Raw genomic sequence first — 19,630 nt, forward strand, 5'->3', positions numbered from 1 at the left:
CTACGTTTAATCTCGCATCATATTATAAACTCGAATTTGATTTTATTATACCATCTCTTTTCATTGACTACTGACCAACCAGTCAGTTATATTATGTATTAGACTGACCAGTTGGTCAATACAATATAAAGGGAGCGCAAACATGAACAAAATCATCAATTTCTCATTAAAAAATAAGTTCGCAGTTTGGCTACTAACCATTATTGTTACCATTGCAGGGATATATTCTGGGCTTAATATGAAACTGGAAACAATTCCTGATATTACAACACCTGTTGTAACAGTAACTACGGTTTATCCTGGTGCTACACCAGAAGAAGTAGCTGACAAAGTTTCAAAACCGATGGAAGAGCAATTGCAAAATTTAAGCGGTGTAAACGTTGTTAGTTCATCATCTTTTCAAAACGCATCTTCTATTCAAGTAGAGTATGATTTTGATAAAAATATGGAAAAGGCCGAAACAGAAATTAAAGAAGCTCTCACGAATGTAAAACTTCCTGAAGGCGTAAAAGATCCGAAAGTTTCACGAGTAAACTTTAATGCTTTTCCTGTTATTTCGTTAAGTGTAGCAAGTAAAAATGAATCTTTAGCTACGTTAACAGAAAATGTAGAAAAAAATGTTGTTCCAGGATTAAAAGGACTTGATGGTGTTGCATCTGTTCAAATTTCAGGTCAACAAGTAGATGAAGTACAACTTGTTTTCAAGAAAGATAAGATGAAAGAATTAGGTTTAAGTGAAGATACTGTAAAAAATGTGATTAAAGGATCGGATGTATCTTTACCACTTGGCTTATATACATTTAAAGACACGGAAAAATCAGTTATTGTAGATGGAAATATTACAACAATTAAAGCATTAAAAGAGCTAAAAATCCCAGCTGTACCTTCAGCACCTAGCGCTCAAGGTAATCAAAATGCTGGAGCCGGTGCACAAACGCCGCAAATGAATCCAGCCGCTATGAATGGAATTCCAACAGTTACATTAGACGAAATTGCTGACATTAAAGAAGTTGGGAAAGCAGAATCTATTTCTCGAACGAATGGAAAAGAAGCCATTGGAATTCAAATTGTGAAGGCTGCTGATGCAAATACGGTTGATGTTGTAAATGCAGTGAAAGATAAAGTAAAAGACCTTGAGAAAAAATATAAAGACTTAGAAATCATCTCAACATTCGACCAAGGTGCACCGATTGAGAAATCGGTTGAAACAATGCTTAGCAAAGCAATTTTCGGGGCTATCTTTGCGATTGTTATTATTATGTTGTTCCTACGAAATATCCGAACAACATTAATCTCTGTCGTTTCTATACCACTTTCTTTATTAATTGCTGTTTTAGTTATAAAGCAAATGGATATTACGCTTAACATTATGACGCTTGGAGCAATGACAGTCGCTATCGGACGCGTTGTCGATGACTCAATTGTTGTTATTGAAAATATTTACCGAAGAATGTCGTTATCAGAAGAGAAACTACGCGGAAAAGATTTAATTCGTGAAGCTACGAAGGAAATGTTTGTCCCAATTATGTCTTCTACTATTGTAACCATTGCTGTATTCTTACCTCTTGGACTTGTAAAAGGTATGATTGGTGAAATGTTCTTACCATTCGCCTTAACTATCGTCTTCGCTTTATTAGCATCGTTACTAGTAGCAGTTACAATCGTACCAATGCTAGCTCATTCTTTATTTAAAAAAGAGAGCATGAGAGAAAAAGAAGTACATCATGAAGAGAAACCAAGTAAATTAGCAAACGGTTATAAACGCATACTTGCATGGGCTTTAAATCATAAAATCATTACATCAAGTATCGCTGTCCTTCTATTAGTTGGTAGTCTCGCACTTGTGCCGATTATCGGTGTAAGCTTCTTACCTTCTGAAGAAGAAAAAATGATTATTACAACATACAATCCAGAGCCAGGTCAAACATTAGAAGACGTTGAAAAAATTGCAACGAAAGCTGAGAAGCACTTCCAAAATAATAAAGACGTCAAAACAATTCAATTCTCATTAGGTGGCGAAAACCCAATGAGTCCTGGTCAATCAAATCAAGCAATGTTCTTCGTTCAATATGATAACGATACGAAAAACTTTGAAAAAGAAAAAGAACAAGTCGTGAAAGATTTACAAAAGATGTCTGGAAAAGGCGAATGGAAAAACCAAGATTTCGGAGCAAGTGGCGGTAGTAATGAAATTAAACTATACGTTTACGGAGATAGCTCGGAAGACATTAAGCCTGTCGTAAAAGATCTTCAAAATATCATGAAGAAAAACAAAGATTTAAAAGACATAGACTCTAGTATTGCAAAAACATATGCAGAGTACACTTTAGTAGCAGATCAAGAAAAGCTAAGTAAAATGGGTCTAACGGCCGCTCAAATTGGAATGGGTCTTTCTAATCAACATGATCGCCCTGTTTTAACAACAATTAAAAAAGACGGTAAAGATGTAAATGTATATGTAGAAGCTGAAAAACAAAATTATGATACAATCGATGATTTAACAAATCGAAAAATTACAACACCACTTGGCAATGAAATTGCTGTTAAAGATGTGATGACTGTAAAAGAAGGTGAAACTTCTAACACAGTAAAACATCGTGATGGTCGCGTTTATGCAGAAGTTAGTGCGAAATTAACATCGGATGACGTTTCAAAAGCATCTGCTGCAGTTCAAAAAGAAGTAGATAAAATGGATCTTCCTTCTGGTGTAGACGTTTCTATGGGAGGCGTTACAAAGGATATTCAAGAATCATTCAAACAACTTGGCTTAGCGATGTTAGCTGCGATTGCCATTGTATACTTCGTTCTTGTCGTTACATTTGGTGGTGCCCTTGCACCATTTGCGATCTTATTCTCGCTACCATTCACAATCATTGGTGCACTCGTTGCCTTACTAATCTCTGGTGAAACGTTAAGTGTATCTGCAATGATTGGTGCGCTTATGTTAATCGGTATCGTTGTAACAAACGCCATCGTGCTTATTGACCGTGTTATTCATAAAGAAAATGAAGGTTTATCCACACGTGAAGCATTACTAGAAGCTGGTGCTACACGCCTTCGTCCAATTTTAATGACTGCAATTGCAACAATCGGGGCTCTTATCCCGCTTGCATTAGGATTCGAAGGCAGCGGCTTAATTTCTAAAGGACTTGGTGTAACAGTAATTGGTGGATTAACAAGTTCAACGTTATTAACACTTCTTATCGTTCCAATCGTTTATGAAGTATTAAGCAAGTTTAAAAAGAAAAAAGTAAAATAATAAAAAAATAACCTCGCAATTAGCGAGGTTATTTTTTATCTCCAAACAAGATTAGGCAATCCCCATATCCTTCTTTCTCTAACTCCCGTTTTGGGATAAATCGAAGAGCTGCTGAATTTATACAATAACGAAGGCCATTTGGTCCTGGGCCGTCTGGAAATACATGCCCAAGATGTGAATCTCCTTCCTTACTTCTCACTTCCGTGCGCGTCATATTATGACTAACATCCATTTTTTCTTTCACACTAGCTGACATCACCGGTTTCGTAAAGCTCGGCCAGCCACATCCACTATCAAATTTATCTATAGAAGTAAACAATGGCTCGCCTGAAACGATATCTACATAAAGACCTTCTTCTTTATGGTTCCAATACTCATTTCGAAATGGTGGTTCTGTACCGTTTTCCTGTGTTACATAAAACTGCATCTCATTGAGTTTTTCTTTTAAATGAGCATTATCCTTTGGCCAATGTTGCTTAATAAAAGCATCTCGTCCCGATCCTTTACGATATAACTCATAGCGGAATGTATTTTTCTTATGATATCCTTGATGATATTCTTCAGCTGGATAAAATGTAGCAGCTGGCAATATTTTTGTCGCAATTGGCTTTGAAAATCGCTCACTCTTCGCAAGTTCTTCTTTTGAAGCCTCTGCCTTTTTCTGTTGTTCTTCATTATGATAAAAAATCACTGTTTCATAAGACTGTCCACGGTCATGGAATTGTCCGCCGACGTCAGTTGGATCAATTTGTCTCCAATATATTTGAAGCAACTCTTCATACGGCATTTTATTTGCATCAAATGTAATTTGTACCGCTTCATAATGTCCCGTCGTTTCTGAACAAACTTCTTTATAGGTTGGATCTTCTTTATGACCACCTGTATAGCCAGAAACAACCTTTATAATACCTTCCATCTCTTCAAATGGCGAAACCATGCACCAGAAGCACCCGCCAGCAAATGTAGCCAATTCTATCTTTTCATTTACAGCCATTATTTCACCCCTATTCTATATTCTTCTTACAGTATGGCATAAGAAACATAATGTTATAAAAGAAAAAGCATCGAATATCGATGCTTTTTCTTTACTTCACTCTATTTTTTTCAATATCCCTCTCCATTTCATCACTCGTTACATCTAAAACATCTAATAAGAAAATGAAGATCGGAATACCGATAATAAGTCCCCACACACCTAAAAAGTGCTCTGAGAATATTAATACCATAAACGTATAGAAAATCGGTAAATTTGTTTTTTGGGACATAAACTTCGGATTCAATACGTAACTTTCAAGTGCATGAATAACTGTTACGATAATTAAAATATAAACAACGTACATAATACCGCCGATATTGTAAGCAATCATACAAAGCGGGAATAACGAAATAATAACCCCAGCTACTGGAATTAAACCAAGTAAGAAGATCATTAACGCTAAACCTAATAATTGTGGAAATCCTAATATCCATAATGCAATAACAGATAAAACACAGTTAACAACCGCAATTAAAAATTGTGCTTCAATTACTTTTCCAAATGAACGTGCAAATTTCTTTCCGAAGTACTCAATTTCATGATAGAAAATTGCAAGCCTGCTTTCTTTAAACTTTGCAGTAAAAGCAACGATACGGGCCTTTTCCAACAAGAAAAATAAACTTAAAATTAAAGAAAGTAAAACTTGAAGACCGAACTTCCCAACATTCGTAATAGATTTATACAAAATGTCTACGCCTTGTCCTACATATTTCGAAAGTTCCATATGATTGACAGCATTAACCGCATACTTAATCAATTCACTATCCGGTGGATTTCTTAAAAATACGTTAAATTGATAAATCAATTGTGAAATTTGTATCGTTAATACTGGTAAATATTTAAATAGTGTAATAGCAATTCCACCAATTAACATTACGTATAGAAATGCTATAATGAGTTTTCGATTAATGGGCATAAAATTATCTAATTTGCGAGAAATAAACTTTTGGAATCGATCCATTAAATACGTAAGAATAAACGTAATTAATATTAAATTCAACATACTTTGCAACCCATATAACACGAGAGCAAGTATTACTAATACGAGTAACCTCTGAAATCCTTTGCTTTGAAACAGGTTTTTTATTTGCATAATCGACGAGTACTCTCTCCTGTCCTATAAAGTAAAACGTTAATAAGTAGATTTCTCTCTATTTTCTACCTATAATTTATTCATTCATATGAAGATGAGCTATCATATAATTCCTAAAACCATACAGTAGCTTACTTCTTATTTTACAATACAATGACCTAATTCAAAACGTATTCTACACAGTATTAATGAAGATTTAAGGAAACTTGCATTTTGCTAACAATAGGTCTTACCACTACTGTAACATAAAAAGCAAGCCATCAGTAGGAATGTGTCCTACAAATAGCTTGCTTTTCTCATTTTTTAAGTAAGTTTTACTATCCAATGAATGGCATGAACATCGGTATGACGACAACTGTTACAACCCCAACTACTGTTACAGCAATACTTGCCATAGCTGCCTCTACTTCACCCATTTCAATTCCTACCGCAACACCTAATGCATGACCTGCTGTTCCAAGTGCTAGACCTTTCGCAATTGGATGTTTCACTCTAAATGTTTTTAAAAATAATGCTCCTAATGCGTATACGATAACTGCGTTAAAAATAACTGCAAACGATGTTATGGCTGGAATACCACCAATACTTTCAGAGATTGGTAATGCAATTGCTGTTGTTGCTGCCTGTGGTAACATTGAATTCATTACTGCTGTATCTAAACCAATTGCCTTTGCTACAATGAATACGACAATTACTGAACAAATAGATCCAACCACGATAGCCGATAAAATTTGCCACCAATATTTTTTTAACTTATCAACTTGTTTATATAATGGAATGGCAAATGCGATTGTTGCTGGCTCTAAGAAGAAACTAATCATTTTTCCGCCAGTATTATATTCTTCAAAAGTAAAATTACCTACCTTTAGAAAGACAATCCCTAATACCATTGCCACGAATAACGGTGTAAATAAGAAGAATCCTTTTGAGTACTTAAATAATAATGTGCCGATTCCGTATGCGATTAACGAAACGACGATTCCGAAATATGGAGTCATTGTACTTGCCATGTTCATTACCCCCTAACAATATATACTAAAATGGTTACGCAACTTTTCCGTGCTTGCGTCCTTTATTGACTACTTTCAATTCTTTTGTATCTTTTGTTTCTTTGTCATCTTTTCCTAAAATAAATTGTGCAAATAACCCTGTTACAGCGAGTAAAATAATTGTTGCGACAACAATTACAGTTAGTATTTGTACAAAATATTGTCCCATTACACCAAGAGAATTAATAACTGAAATACCTGATGGGACGAAAAGGAATCCGATAATACCTGTTAAAGCTGTTCCGAGTGATTCAACCTGCTCTAATTTAATAACTTTTAAGCATAATAGACTAAATAAAATAACTAACCCGATTACCGATGAAGGCATCGGAATTGGTAAATGTGTTGCAATAATATTAGAAATTAACATAATAGCTGAGAATATGAATGCTTGTGATAAAAAACTATATACTTTTTTCGTACTCATTTTGGCCACCTCTTTCGATTTGGTACCTTTATTGTATAAGATGTACACGTTTTGGTAAGCGTTTACAAAACAGAGCGTCACATACACAGAATCAGTTACAAAAATAAGAGGATGAAATACAAAAGCTGCTTCTTAAATACGAAGCAGCTTTTTAAGTTCTTTTGCATATGTACGGCTAACAGGTACTTTTGATCCTTCTTTCATAATTAAATTATAAGTAGAATTGAACCACGGCTGCACTTCTGTAATATGATTAATATTTGCAATAAAACTACGATGAACACGCATAAAACTTGTTTGTGGTAACTTCTTTTCCAAAATTACAAGTGTATCGTGTGTTACATATGTTTCCCTCATTGTTTTTACTGTTACTTTCCCATCTACGAGTCCTACATATATAATATCTTCAATATTTACAAGTACGATTGATTCCTCAATTGGCAATGCTAATTTATGCATCTCTGCTGTTACATCTGTCCCCTTTATTTCTTGCTTCGTTTCTATTTTCGCTTGTTTTTGCTTTTTATATTTCTTCAATGTCTGTACAATGCGTTCTTCATCGAATGGTTTTAAAATATAATCTAACGCATCTACTTCAAATGCTTGTAATGCGTATTGATCATAGGCCGTTGCAAATACAATCGCAGGGGGATTTTTCATCTTTTTTAATATATTTGCGATTTCAAATCCATTATCATCGGATAATTGAATATCCAGAAATACAATATCTGGTTTATGGTTCATTAGTTCCTCCAATGCGTCTTCCACACAATCAGCCTCACCAATTATCTCAACTTCTTTCGTTCTTTCTAATAAATATTTTAGCTCATCACGTGCTAACATCTCATCATCAACTACTAATACTTTTAACAACCCGTTCTTCCTCCCCTACTTTTTTTGGAATTATAAAGGTAACCTCCGTCCCCTTATTTAATTCACTTTCAATATGAAGCATCGTGTCTTTCCCAAATAAACCGACTAGACGTTCATTAATATTATATAAAGCTGTTCCAGTCCCTTTCTTTGATGAAACTACCATTTTCCCTAATTGTTCTAAACGTTCTATCTCAATTCCCTGCCCATTATCCCTCACTTCAAAGTGAACCATACCTTCTCTTTCAAACACATGCACTTCTACTTCGCATACTGGTTGTTTCTTTGGAAAAGCGTGCCGCAATGCATTTTCAACCAATAATTGAAGAACAAATGGTGGTACTAGAGTTGTCTTTAGCTCTTCCTCAATATACAGCTTTACTCCATACTTATTTGGGAACCTTGCTTGTTCTAGTGATAAGTATGCCTGTACATGGTTTAATTCTTGTTCTAGTGGAATCAATAACTGACGTGCCCCTTGCAAATTACAGCGGAAATACACACTAAGCTGTAATAATAACTTCCTTGCTTTTTCTACATCGGTTCGGCATAAAGCTGATACTGTATTAATCGCATTAAATAAAAAGTGCGGGTTAATTTGTGCTTGTAATGCTTTTATCTCCGCATCTTGCAATAATTTGCTTTGCAATTCAGCTTCACCTAATTCAAGTTGTGTAGAGAATATTTTTGCCAGCCCTTCTGCTAATTCCTCTTCCACACGACTTAACTGGTTAGGATTTTTAAAATACAGTTTTAATGTCCCTATCGTATTTCCATGTGAAGTGAGTGGAATAACGATCGCCGCTTGCAAAGGACAACCTTCATGTTGACAATTAATAACCTCACGTGATTTTGCTTTCATTATTTTCCCTGTGTTTAACACTTCTTTCGATAAACCAGTTATTAAACTATGTGAAGGAATATGGTGATCTGATGCTAATCCAACATGAGCTAATATTTTCTCTGTATCTGTTAAGGATACCGCATCTGTTCCTGTAAAGCGGTGAATAATTTGTGCCACATGCTTACACGATTCTTCTGTTAAGCCTTGGCGAAAATACGGTAACGTTTTATCAGCAATACGTAATACCTTATGGGTCTGAAGTGCCTTTGCGTTCTCTTCCTGACGCAAAATAGCTTGTATCATAGAAAGTAAAATAAAACTTCCAAAACTATTTACAAGGATCATTGGTATCGCAATTGTTTTTACAATACTAATTCCATCCTCTACAATTAATAGGATCATAATCATTTCTAAAGAAACGATAACAACACTTAAAATTGCTGAAAACTTAGGTGTAATTGTACGGTTATATTTTTTGAAAATGTATCCGATATACCCTGTTATAATCCCTGCTAAAATAGAAGAAATTGCACAACTTAGCGCTGTCGTACCACCGAGCATATAACGATGAATACCAGCGATAACTCCTACCCCAACTCCTACGATTGGTCCACCAAGTAAACCACTAATACCCACACCCATAATACGTGTATTCGCAATGGTACTTGATGAAGAAACACCTTGTAGCCAATTTTCATTCATAATCGTATTTCCTGCTATTTCAATACCGGTGTAATTGCTTACAATTGTAAACACAGAAAAAATACAAATAAGCTTAAGCTTATCTACATATCCGTCCTGCCTATGGAGAAGGCGCCTAAACGTTTTAATATGAGAGAGTAAAAATCCTAAAATAACGATAAGTCCGACGCGTTCAATCATCATGAGTACTAAATTTAACATCTTTGATTCATTCCTTTTTATTTAGTTAGTTTTATTATGGGAAAATAACGAAGTAGGCGTCAAGAAGAATGAAATGTTTTTTGAAATATTTTACACATGGAAATCTCCTCTTTATTTGACAATGTAATAGAAGAGTGCTAAAAATAAAGTAATATCATACAGTCCTTTAACCCAACCCCGTGAGGTTGAGAAGGAAGTCGGAATACTATATACGTATGTTCTTTTTTAGAGATACGTATGCTTTTTGGGCCTTCTCATCATATCAGGTGAGAAGGCCTTTTGTTATTCTTCCATAGCGACTGTAGAAGAAAATAAGGAGGAATAATAATGAACATCACCACTGATGTACAAACAACAGAGGAGACGAAAGAGAAAAGATATAAAACACTGTTTGGTTCTGCACTAGGATACGCCGCAGAAGGTTTAGATATGCTACTCTTATCTTTCGTACTCGTCTATATTTTAAAAGAGTTTCATTTAAGCCCTGTTGAAGGTGGGAACTTAACATTAGCTACGACAATTGGTATGCTAATTGGTTCTTATTTATTTGGGTTTATCGCTGATTTATTTGGTCGTATCCGTACAATGGCCTTCACCATCTTACTATTTTCACTAGCAACAGCACTCATTTATTTCGCAGCAGATTACTGGCAATTATTAATTCTTCGCTTTTTAGTTGGAATGGGAGTTGGTGGTGAATTCGGAATTGGAATGGCCATCGTAACTGAAACATGGTCAAAAGAAATGCGTGCTAAGGCAACATCGGTCGTTGCACTTGGATGGCAATTTGGTGTTTTAGTAGCTTCACTTCTTCCAGCATTTATTGTCCCGTATTTTGGATGGAGAGCTGTTTTCTTATTCGGACTAATTCCAGCTTTACTAGCTGTTTATGTACGTAAAAGTTTAAGTGAACCGAAAATATGGGAGCAAAAACAACGCTACAAAAAGGAATTGTTACAAAAAGAAGCTGATGGTATTTTAACAACTACTGAAGCAGAACATCTAAAACAACTAAAAAAATTCCCACTTAAAAAGTTATTTGCAAATAAAAAAGTAACAATAACAACAATTGGTCTTATTATTATGTCGTTTATCCAGAACTTCGGATATTATGGGATTTTCACATGGATGCCAACTATTTTAGCAAATAAATATAACTATACATTAGCAAAGGCGAGCGGTTGGATGTTCATCTCTACGATTGGCATGCTCATTGGAATTGCAACCTTTGGTATTCTGGCTGATAAAATTGGTCGTCGTAAAACTTTTGCAATCTATTATATCGGTGGTACTATATACTGTCTTATTTACTTCTTCCTATTCACAGATTCAACATTATTATTATGGGGAAGTGCATTGCTCGGATTCTTTGCAAATGGAATGATGGGCGGATTCGGAGCCATTTTAGCTGAAAACTATCCCGCCGAAGCTCGCTCTACAGCGGAAAACTTTATTTTCGGTACAGGACGTGGTTTAGCTGGATTTGGCCCTGTTATTATCGGTTTACTCGCTACAGGCGGAAATTTACTTGGAGCATTATCCTTAATTTTCATCATCTATCCAATCGGATTAATTACAATGTTATTATGTGTGCCAGAAACAAAGGGAAAAGTATTAGACTAAACGAAAAAGAGGAAGCATCTCATTTAAAATGCTTCCTCTTTTCAGTGTTTATTTATCATTTATTTTGATTTACTAGCTTTCTGGAATAAGAAAGCAGTTTTATCTTTTTCTTGTACAATGCCTTGCTTCAATGCTAATTCTCCTGCAACTTTAGGTGCCAGCCACAGCATCGGGAATAACAAAATTGATACCGGAACAGCTGTCACTACAATGAAAGATTGTAATGCATTAATGCTTCCTTCTCCCATATATAAAAGAATTGCTGCAACTGCTCCCATAATAAGCGACCAAAAAATTCGCAAGCTAATTCTAGGATCTCCATCTCCAGTCACTGCCATTGAAATGGAATAAGCCATTGAATCTCCTGTTGTTACTACAAATAAAATCGTTAATAAAAGAAATGCCGGTCCAATAATATTAGATAGTGGCAGTTGCTCTGTAATTGCAATCATAGCTGCTGGCATACCAGATTCACTTAAAGCGTTCGAGATAGATCCAGGCTTCATTAATTCATAAAATACACCCGATCCCCCCAATATAGTGAACCAGAACGTTGTAATAATAGGTGCAATAATTCCAATTGCAACGATGATTTCGCGAATCGTTCTTCCTCTTGAAATTCGACTTACTAAAATTGCCATCATTGGTCCATATCCAATAAACCATCCCCAGAAAAAGATTGTCCAAGATCCTAACCAACCTGTATCCCCGCGGTATGTGCTCATTGGTATAAACTCATTTATATAAAACCCAAACGAAGAAACAAATGAATCAATAATAAATCCACCTGGTCCAAAGAATAACACAAACACCATCAATAAAATCGCTAGTTTAACATTTAAATCACTTATTATTTGAATCCCTTTATCAATACCCGTTACCGCAGATATAGTAGAAACAACTACCACACAAATAATAATTGCTAATTGAGTAGTAAACACGTCGGAAATTCCGAATAATGCTTGTAAGCCATAACTTGCTTGCAAGCCTAAAAATCCGATCGGACCAATTGTTCCTGCAGCTACTGCAATAATTGCAAATGCATCAATCATCGTTCCAAGCAAACTCTTTCGCAATTTCTCTCCAAAAATAGGATATAAAAGCGTACGAGGTTTTAACGGCATACCTTTATGATAATGTCCATACATCATAACTACCGCACTAATTGTACCTAAAATCGTCCAAGCTAAAAATCCCCAATGCATATAACTTTGTGCTAAAGCAGGCATGACTGCTTCTTTCGTTCCAGCAGATATACCTTCATGTATTGGTGGCACCGTCATCAAATGGTACATTGGCTCTGCCGCTGCCCAAAAAACGCCACCTCCGGCAAGTAGTGTAGACATAATAATAGCAAGCCACTTTGCCGTACTAATCTCAGGTTTTTCTAAATTACCTAGTTTGACCTTCCCATATTTCGAGAATGCCATACACATCGCAACAATAAATGTACCTAACAATAAAATCTGCCAAAAAGCCCCGAAGTACTTAATTGAAAATGCAAAACTGCGATTAATAGCTCCCTCTACATAACCTTTATTTAAGAAAACTGCGATTACAAATAATAAAAGCGAACCACCACTAATAAGAAATACAGGCCAATCTGTTTTTTGATTCTTCATCCTCATTTACACATCCTCCTTCCTCAGCAATCTAAAAAAACAACTTTATTATGTTTTCTTGTTTAAATCCAAAACACAATTATTATATAAATATAATAATTCATCAATTTTCCACATACTTATGTTGTCCCTAAAAATATGCTAAACCCCTTATTTAAAAGAAATATTCTATTCCTCTTACATAAAAAAGCAAAACAAAAGACCTTATATGTCTATAAGGTCTTCGAAACAGAAATTTGATTATAACATAAGGAACTCCCTGGTTCAAAAAGCTCCTGCCAAAAATAACCGAGAGTAAAGGCTTCCATTTGCTACATAACAGTAATTAAAAAAATTTTATATTTTACAGGAAATCCCCCCTATACTAAATATTATTTATGAAAGAAATTTGGCTTCAAAATATCATTCGGATACGGTTTATGATAAATATGAGTGGCAGCTGGCGATAATGGCGGTATTAACCATACCCAATTTCCTGTTACAACGCGACCACAGGCAGCTTCTTGCTTCTCAAATTGCTGAAATTGTTGTGCAGCAGTATGGTGGTCAACAATACTAATTCCTTGTTTTTTAAATGAATATAATACAGCAATGTTCAACTCAATTAATGCCTTGTCTTTCCATAACGTGCTATTTCTTGATGTATCTAAATTCATCATTTCTGCAACTGCTGGAAGTAAATTATAACGATCCTGATCAGCTAAGTTCCGAGCTCCAATTTCCGTCCCCATATACCATCCATTAAACGGAGCTGCCGTATAAGAAATACCACCAATCTCTAAACGCATATCTGAAATCATCGGCACTCCATACCATTTCACTTCTAAAGATGAGATTGGGTAATCTGGATGCTCAATTGGTACTTCTTTTACTTCTTCTTTTGGAATTTCTTTATATATAGGCTCTTTTCCATCAACAGAAAATACAAGCGGTAATACATCAAAATTCGTACCTTCTCCTTGCCAGCCAAGTTCCTGACAAAAATCCGTAAATGTAGCGGAATGAGAATCACCGATTACTCCCATTTCTGTTTTATATCCTGCATATCGAATTAATTGATGATTATAAATTCGTATATTATTTTCTTCACTTTCATATTGCTTAAAAATTGTAATTGTCGGTTTAACTTTCCCGTCGTTCGTTGCATATTTAATGTGATGAATTAACGCATTATATACACCTTCTTCATCATTCACTTCACGTGCATCTAATATGTGCATCTTACTCCAGAATAACCTTCCAATACATCTATTACTATTACGCCATGCCATTCGCGAACCATGAACAAGTTCTTCAAATGTATGCTCATACGTTCCCGTTCTCTCTATTTCCATGTGAATTTCTTTTATACGCTCTTCTATGAATTGCTCTTTATTAAGCTCTTTATAGCAAGTAGTAATAAAATTACTCGCTTCCTCTATTAATTGTTTCGTTTTACTCATAAACAATCTCCTTCTATTTCAACAAACGCTACTAATTTACAGTATAAGCAAAAAGGATAATAGTCACAAACGAAAGTGAAAGTGTTACTTTTATTGTAATATTTTCAGAAAATTATAGAAATCCCTCTTGACTTCTATGAAAAATAAGTGTATTTTTGACTCAGGTAAAATATTTTTACCTAGTCCAACTTTTAAACTAGAAAGGAGGTAATATTATGTCTTCATTTCAATTGCCAAAACTTTCATATGACTATGATGAATTAGAGCCATATATTGATAGCAATACACTTTCTATCCATCACGGAAAGCACCATGCGACATATGTAAACAATTTAAATGCTACTTTAGAAAATTATACTGAATTACATAATAAATCTTTAGAAGAGTTACTATGTAATTTGGATGATTTACCAATGGAAATTATTACAGCAGTTAGAAATAACGGTGGTGGTCATTATTGTCATAGTCTTTTTTGGGAAGTGATGAGCCCTCGAGGTGGCGGCGATCCTAATGGAGACGTTGCAAAAGGAATTGATTATTATTTCAATACCTTTGACAACTTAAAAGACCAACTGTCCAAAGCGGCCATTAGTCGTTTTGGAAGTGGATATGGATGGCTTGTTCTTGACGGTGAAGAACTTTCTGTTATGAGTACACCGAATCAAGATACACCTTTGCAAGAAGGGAAGATCCCGTTACTCGTCATTGATGTATGGGAACATGCCTATTATTTAAAGTATCAAAATCGGCGCCCAGAGTTTGTTACCAACTGGTGGCATACAGTGAACTGGGACCGGGTAAACGAGAAATATTTACAAGCAATTCAATCACAAAAACATTAGTCGTGCGTATAAGGTAAATTTGGTAATGTAAAATCAGTATTGTCGAAATCCTCCAGAATCCCCCGGATTGCCACCGGGGGATTTATGATTACTTCATTGTATTTATGTAATGGCGTAAAATATTTTTCATTTCTAGTTTCAACTCTCGGAATGGAAATCCCAATTCACGAGCCTTTTCATTATGTAACGTACAATTAATTACTTCATTATAAGGCGCTTTATTATCTCCTACTTCTTGAATGAGAGCTTTTATCCCCGTATTTTCTTCTATGAAACGAATAACTTCTCTGGTAGAAACTACCCCGTTGCTACAAGCATTAATCGGCCCTTCTATGTTTTCCATCCCACACCAAGCTAAAAACTCTCCTGCTTCTTTCTCATGTATAAATGCCAAATCTCCATCTACATGATCCACAACGATAGGCTCTTGTTTCACAACATGTTCAACGTAAAATTGTAATCTTTTCGTATAATCATTTTCTCCAATAACAACTGGAAAACGCACTGCAACAACTGGGAATGCTGCATGTTGAAATACAACTGCCTCAGCTAATCTCTTACCTTCACTATAATTAAAATCATTCCTATCTCCATACGTGATTGCATACTCATATGGATTAAAGTCCTCTTCTAACAGACCTAGCGCAGGCTCATAGACAGCCATTGAAGATGTCATAATATACTTCTTAGTTTTTCCTTTTAACACTTCACATGCTCTCTTCGCTGCATTTGAGCTATAGCATAAATTATCGTATACAATATCATAACTTTTACCTTCTAAACGCTTTGCTAGTTCTTTTTCGTCTTCTCTATCTACGATGATTCTTTTTACTGCACTTCCAAAGGAATCTTTAGTAACTCCCCTCGTCGCAATCGTTACATCATGTCCAACTTGCAACAGCACTTCTACTAAATGTTTACCAAAAAATCTTGTTCCCCCTAGTACCAATACTTTTTTCACCTTCATCATCACCGTTTTCATAAATTGTAAAATACTACCTCCCTTATTATAAATGCTAAAATAAAAAAACATGGAATCAGTTTAACGATTCCATGTTTTTTCTACATATGACGCATTAACGTACTCGATATTTAAAAATACAATAACAGAAATATAAAATAGAAATTACTGATACATAAACCCATAGTTCATATACAAATCCCTCTCCCCAAACTCCCATAAAATAAAAGAGTGAAGGCAGTGTCAATGTTACCCATGATTGTACGAAAGCAATTCTTCCAAGATATTGATTGATATTCTTTTTTTGTGTATTTAATACAAAGAATAAATACCAAAGTAATGCCCACATAAACCATGTTAACGCATTAACAACATCGTTGAATTGAACAAATGAAACGACCATATAGAATAATGCAATAATCGCTACCCAAATACAGAACCATCCTAGACCACTACTATCCATTCCCTTTATAAAAGTAACACCTACATATAAATAGGTTAATCCAAATAAAAAGGTAGCTGCATATGAATATACCGTCCAATTACTTTGATCAGAAATCATAATCAAATAGAACGGAATGATAATTTGTAATGCCCCCACAAATAAATTAAAAACACCTGCGCTTTTCATCTCTGCTTTTCCTAATATAACAAGACTATTTAAAAATAAAGCTGCACCTGAAAGTAATAATCCTACATAACCCATATATATTCGTGTGAAAATCTTATCTTTTCACACTTTTAACCTCCCCACACTTTAAAGTGATACCTATATTATTTTTCTTCCCATTTAAAACTACATACATAATTTTTCATCTGAATAAGTCAGACTTCCTACCTTAAAAAAGAGCAAACTTAAAACGCTTTCAATAATAAATAACCCTATCAAAATATGCAATAGGATTCCTTGATTATAAACGGACTCAAACAAGGATACAAGTGTTGGAATACTTTTCAATCATACGTTTTTAATTTCTATAAAAAATGAATAGAATGATACATTTTCCCTATCTCATTCTACTAATGCCTAGCATAAAATATAGTACAATCATATCATTTTAAGGAAGGTTTGATATTTATGCCTCTTCATTATCCAAATCAACCTGTTTTTCACTCCACAGGTGTATTAACAAGAGAGCCTGCAACTGTTTCAGCAGTAGTAAACATTGTAAATTTAGATGCATTTTACGCACACTATGTAAGTATAGAGGTTTGGGATTGGTCTAACTATTCTAATCCTGTAAAATTACCTGTACTAATTGGTGAAAATGCGGAAGTAGTATTTCCATATATTTTACAAGGGAACAACTTAGCAGTTTTTTATGCTGATTTAGGTGACGCTGTTGACTTGTATGAAATTCGTATTTCTTATCCTAGCCACTCCAATATTATCGCAAATTGTTTTGGACGAAGCATACCGCCATACGCAAGCCAAGAAGGTAATACCGTATATCATAAACAACTTGTTCGAATTCATTAAGTTCTCTTTCCAAATCACCAATTTATAAAAGCATTCAATAGATTAAATTCCTATTGAAGTGCTATGGTCAGTAATACTCTCTTTCATTTTCTTTTCCTCAACGAAAACTATTACTGACCTTTGGTTCCTTTATTATACATAAATACAATAAAAATAAAGTATCCTCCTTAAATCATTTGATAGCCATTTTTATTATTTACCTGCCATCTCCAAGAATCTAAACACATTTCTTCTAATCCATATTCCGCTTCCCATCCTAATTCTCGCTTCGCTTTAGATACATCAGCAAAACATATCGCTACGTCCCCAGGACGACGCCCGATAATTTTATACGGTATTTTTTTGCCCGAAACCTTCTCAAAAGCATTAACCATCTCCAATACACTATACCCTTTCCCTGTACCAAGGTTATATGCATCTATTCCTGTAGTTTCAAGCACTTTCTCAAGTGCCTTTACATGTCCTTTTGCAAGGTCAACAACGTGAATATAATCACGAACACCTGTCCCGTCTTTTGTTGGATAGTCATTTCCAAATATATTTAATTCCTTTAACTTCCCTACCGCTACTTGTGTTACATATGGCATTAAATTATTAGGAATCCCATTTGGATCTTCTCCAATACGACCACTTTGATGCGCCCCAAATGGGTTGAAATAACGAAGTAACGCGATACTCCATTCACCATCAGCTTTTGCAACATCACGCATAATTTGCTCTATCATTAACTTTGTTTGCCCATATGGATTTGTCACGCTTAATGGAAATTCTTCCGTAATTGGTGATGTTTTTGGAATTCCATATACAGTTGCAGACGAACTAAAAATAAATTTTTTCACATTATGTTTTTGCATTACATCACATAATATAATCGTACTTATAATATTATTATAATAATATGTAAGCGGAATTGTAGTAGATTCCCCAACTGCTTTGAAGCCAGCAAAATGAATAACTGCTTCAATGTTATTTTCCAAAAAAATCTCATTCATTTTTTCACGATTTAAAACACTTTCATTATAAAATTTAAATTGTTTCCCTGTTATTTCTTTTACTCGGTTTAAAGACTCTATTGAACTATTTGAAAGATTATCTACGACTATAATTTTATAATTATTATTTAATAATTCTATACACGTATGACTACCAATATATCCTGCTCCACCCGTTATAAGTATCGCCATATATATAGTCCCCCACTTATCATCAATTATAAAATTTTATAATCTCAATACACATCTATCCTATCATATTCCAAGATATAAATTCTAAATATTTTAAATTTTCTTTTATATAAAAAGCTACATAACCTTTAAGTTATGTAGCTCTTCAACATCTATATTTTTCTATATCATTTTTTATTACCCCAAAATTTTAGTAAAAGCTATCCAAACATTCTGATTTGTTAAATTACGTAACAATATACACTTAAAAAGTGTGCCAGGCTTCCTAATAATACGAAAACATGAAAAATTTCATGGTGTCCCATATATTTAAACTCCAACCATTTTGGCTTAGCACCGTAAATAAACCCACCAATTGTATAAAAAATACCTCCAAGTATTAAGAAAAGGATACCTCCTGTACTTAAATTCTCAGCTAGCGGTGCAAAGAATAGAACAATTAACCAACCCATCAGAAGATAAATTCCTGTCGATAACCATCTTGGGCAATTAAACCAAAACATTTTAAAAACAATACCACAAATCGCAGTTGCATAAACCAAACAAAATAGTAGTAAACCATTTGCCGAACTTAATGTAATTAAGCAAAAGGGTGCATATGTACCTGCAATTAATATAAAAATCATAGAATGATCTAACTTCCTAAAGAAATAAATAACACGTTCACTGGCTACAACACTATGATACACAGCTGATGCCATATAAAGGACCATCATCCCAATACCGAATAAAATAACAGCTGTAATTGCAGCAAAAGATGGCATCTTAACAGAAACTTTCACAAGCATGGCTAATAATGCAATAAATGCTAATACAGCTCCTCCTAAGTGAGTAAATGCATTAACCGGTTCTCTTACATAAGTATTCATATAAACACCCCTCATATAATTACATGTAGTTTTAATAACTACATGTAATTATATACACATTATTTATACTAGTCAACATTTACAATTCACTTGTTTCGTAATACCATATTTAAAGATATACTA

16 protein-coding genes are annotated in these 19,630 nt (G+C 34.5%); 4 read left to right on the forward strand and 12 right to left on the reverse strand.

The genetic code is table 11. The features are described 5' to 3' along the window. The first annotated feature begins 142 nt into the window (after positions 1–142). Complete coding sequence (locus tag F0362_RS26790) at positions 143–3,259, forward strand: efflux RND transporter permease subunit (RefSeq protein WP_001033538.1); 3,117 nt, start codon at positions 143–145, stop codon at positions 3,257–3,259. 28 nt (positions 3,260–3,287) lie between these two features. Here the strand turns inward: F0362_RS26790 and msrB are convergent, their stop codons facing one another. The 6 genes from msrB to lytS all read right to left on the reverse strand — a co-directional run bounded on the left by msrB (position 3,288) and on the right by lytS (position 9,484). Beyond that, entirely contained in the window at positions 3,288–4,253 is a 966-nt protein-coding gene (gene msrB, locus F0362_RS26795) for a peptide-methionine (R)-S-oxide reductase MsrB (RefSeq protein ID WP_079519761.1), read from the reverse strand. 91 nt (positions 4,254–4,344) lie between these two features. Next, complete coding sequence (locus F0362_RS26800) at positions 4,345–5,388, reverse strand: AI-2E family transporter (RefSeq protein WP_001166022.1); 1,044 nt, start codon at positions 5,386–5,388, stop codon at positions 4,345–4,347. 317 nt (positions 5,389–5,705) lie between these two features. Further along, positions 5,706–6,398, reverse strand: coding sequence for an antiholin-like protein LrgB (lrgB, locus tag F0362_RS26805; protein ID WP_079519763.1), 693 nt, complete (start codon positions 6,396–6,398; stop codon positions 5,706–5,708). A gap of 34 nt (positions 6,399–6,432) precedes the next feature. Continuing rightward, the gene (gene lrgA, locus F0362_RS26810) at positions 6,433–6,864 is read right to left on the reverse strand and encodes an antiholin-like murein hydrolase modulator LrgA (RefSeq protein WP_000104898.1); all 432 of its coding nucleotides are present in this window, start codon (positions 6,862–6,864) and stop codon (positions 6,433–6,435) included. A 132-nt stretch (positions 6,865–6,996) separates the two neighbouring features. Then, complete coding sequence (locus F0362_RS26815) at positions 6,997–7,737, reverse strand: LytR/AlgR family response regulator transcription factor (protein ID WP_000921837.1); 741 nt, start codon at positions 7,735–7,737, stop codon at positions 6,997–6,999. Further along, entirely contained in the window at positions 7,715–9,484 is a 1,770-nt protein-coding gene (gene lytS, locus F0362_RS26820) for a two-component system sensor histidine kinase LytS (protein ID WP_000933603.1), read from the reverse strand. Before lytS ends, F0362_RS26815 begins: the two co-directional genes overlap by 23 nt. A 327-nt stretch (positions 9,485–9,811) precedes the next feature. Between lytS and F0362_RS26825 the strand changes: the two genes are divergently transcribed. After that, positions 9,812–11,107, forward strand: coding sequence for an MFS transporter (locus tag F0362_RS26825; protein ID WP_001028012.1), 1,296 nt, complete (start codon positions 9,812–9,814; stop codon positions 11,105–11,107). A 59-nt stretch (positions 11,108–11,166) separates the two neighbouring features. Here F0362_RS26825 and F0362_RS26830 read toward each other — a convergent pair whose 3' ends face one another. Continuing rightward, positions 11,167–12,735: a BCCT family transporter gene (locus F0362_RS26830; RefSeq protein ID WP_001242403.1), complete on the reverse strand. Its 1,569-nt coding sequence runs from the start codon at positions 12,733–12,735 to the stop codon at positions 11,167–11,169. Positions 12,736–13,100: 365 nt separating this feature from the next. Further along, positions 13,101–14,171: a nitric oxide synthase oxygenase gene (locus F0362_RS26835; protein WP_000047638.1), complete on the reverse strand. Its 1,071-nt coding sequence runs from the start codon at positions 14,169–14,171 to the stop codon at positions 13,101–13,103. Positions 14,172–14,386: 215 nt separating this feature from the next. Here F0362_RS26835 and sodA point away from each other — a divergent pair, with 215 nt between their 5' ends. Beyond that, the gene (gene sodA / locus F0362_RS26845) at positions 14,387–15,013 is read left to right on the forward strand and encodes a superoxide dismutase [Mn] (RefSeq protein ID WP_000094062.1); all 627 of its coding nucleotides are present in this window, start codon (positions 14,387–14,389) and stop codon (positions 15,011–15,013) included. A gap of 88 nt (positions 15,014–15,101) precedes the next feature. Here sodA and F0362_RS26850 read toward each other — a convergent pair whose 3' ends face one another. Then, positions 15,102–15,995, reverse strand: a complete 894-nt coding sequence (locus tag F0362_RS26850) for an NAD-dependent epimerase/dehydratase family protein (RefSeq protein WP_000859782.1) — start codon at positions 15,993–15,995, stop codon at positions 15,102–15,104. 94 nt (positions 15,996–16,089) lie between these two features. Further along, a complete protein-coding gene (locus tag F0362_RS26855) occupies positions 16,090–16,680 on the reverse strand; it encodes an AmiS/UreI family transporter (RefSeq protein ID WP_000542573.1) in 591 nt (196 codons plus the stop codon). 372 nt (positions 16,681–17,052) lie between these two features. Between F0362_RS26855 and F0362_RS26865 the strand changes: the two genes are divergently transcribed. Further along, positions 17,053–17,454: a hypothetical protein gene (locus F0362_RS26865; RefSeq protein ID WP_001128273.1), complete on the forward strand. Its 402-nt coding sequence runs from the start codon at positions 17,053–17,055 to the stop codon at positions 17,452–17,454. Between the two features lie 167 nt (positions 17,455–17,621). Here F0362_RS26865 and galE read toward each other — a convergent pair whose 3' ends face one another. Then, a complete protein-coding gene (galE, locus tag F0362_RS26870; RefSeq protein WP_000996154.1) occupies positions 17,622–18,638 on the reverse strand; it encodes a UDP-glucose 4-epimerase GalE in 1,017 nt (338 codons plus the stop codon). Between the two features lie 221 nt (positions 18,639–18,859). Then, positions 18,860–19,507, reverse strand: coding sequence for a PAQR family membrane homeostasis protein TrhA (locus F0362_RS26875; protein WP_097881248.1), 648 nt, complete (start codon positions 19,505–19,507; stop codon positions 18,860–18,862). Positions 19,508–19,630 lie beyond the last annotated feature (123 nt).

This window comes from Bacillus sp. BS98, assembly GCF_008432245.1.
GTDB classification, from domain to species: Bacteria; Bacillota; Bacilli; order Bacillales; family Bacillaceae_G; genus Bacillus_A; species Bacillus_A toyonensis.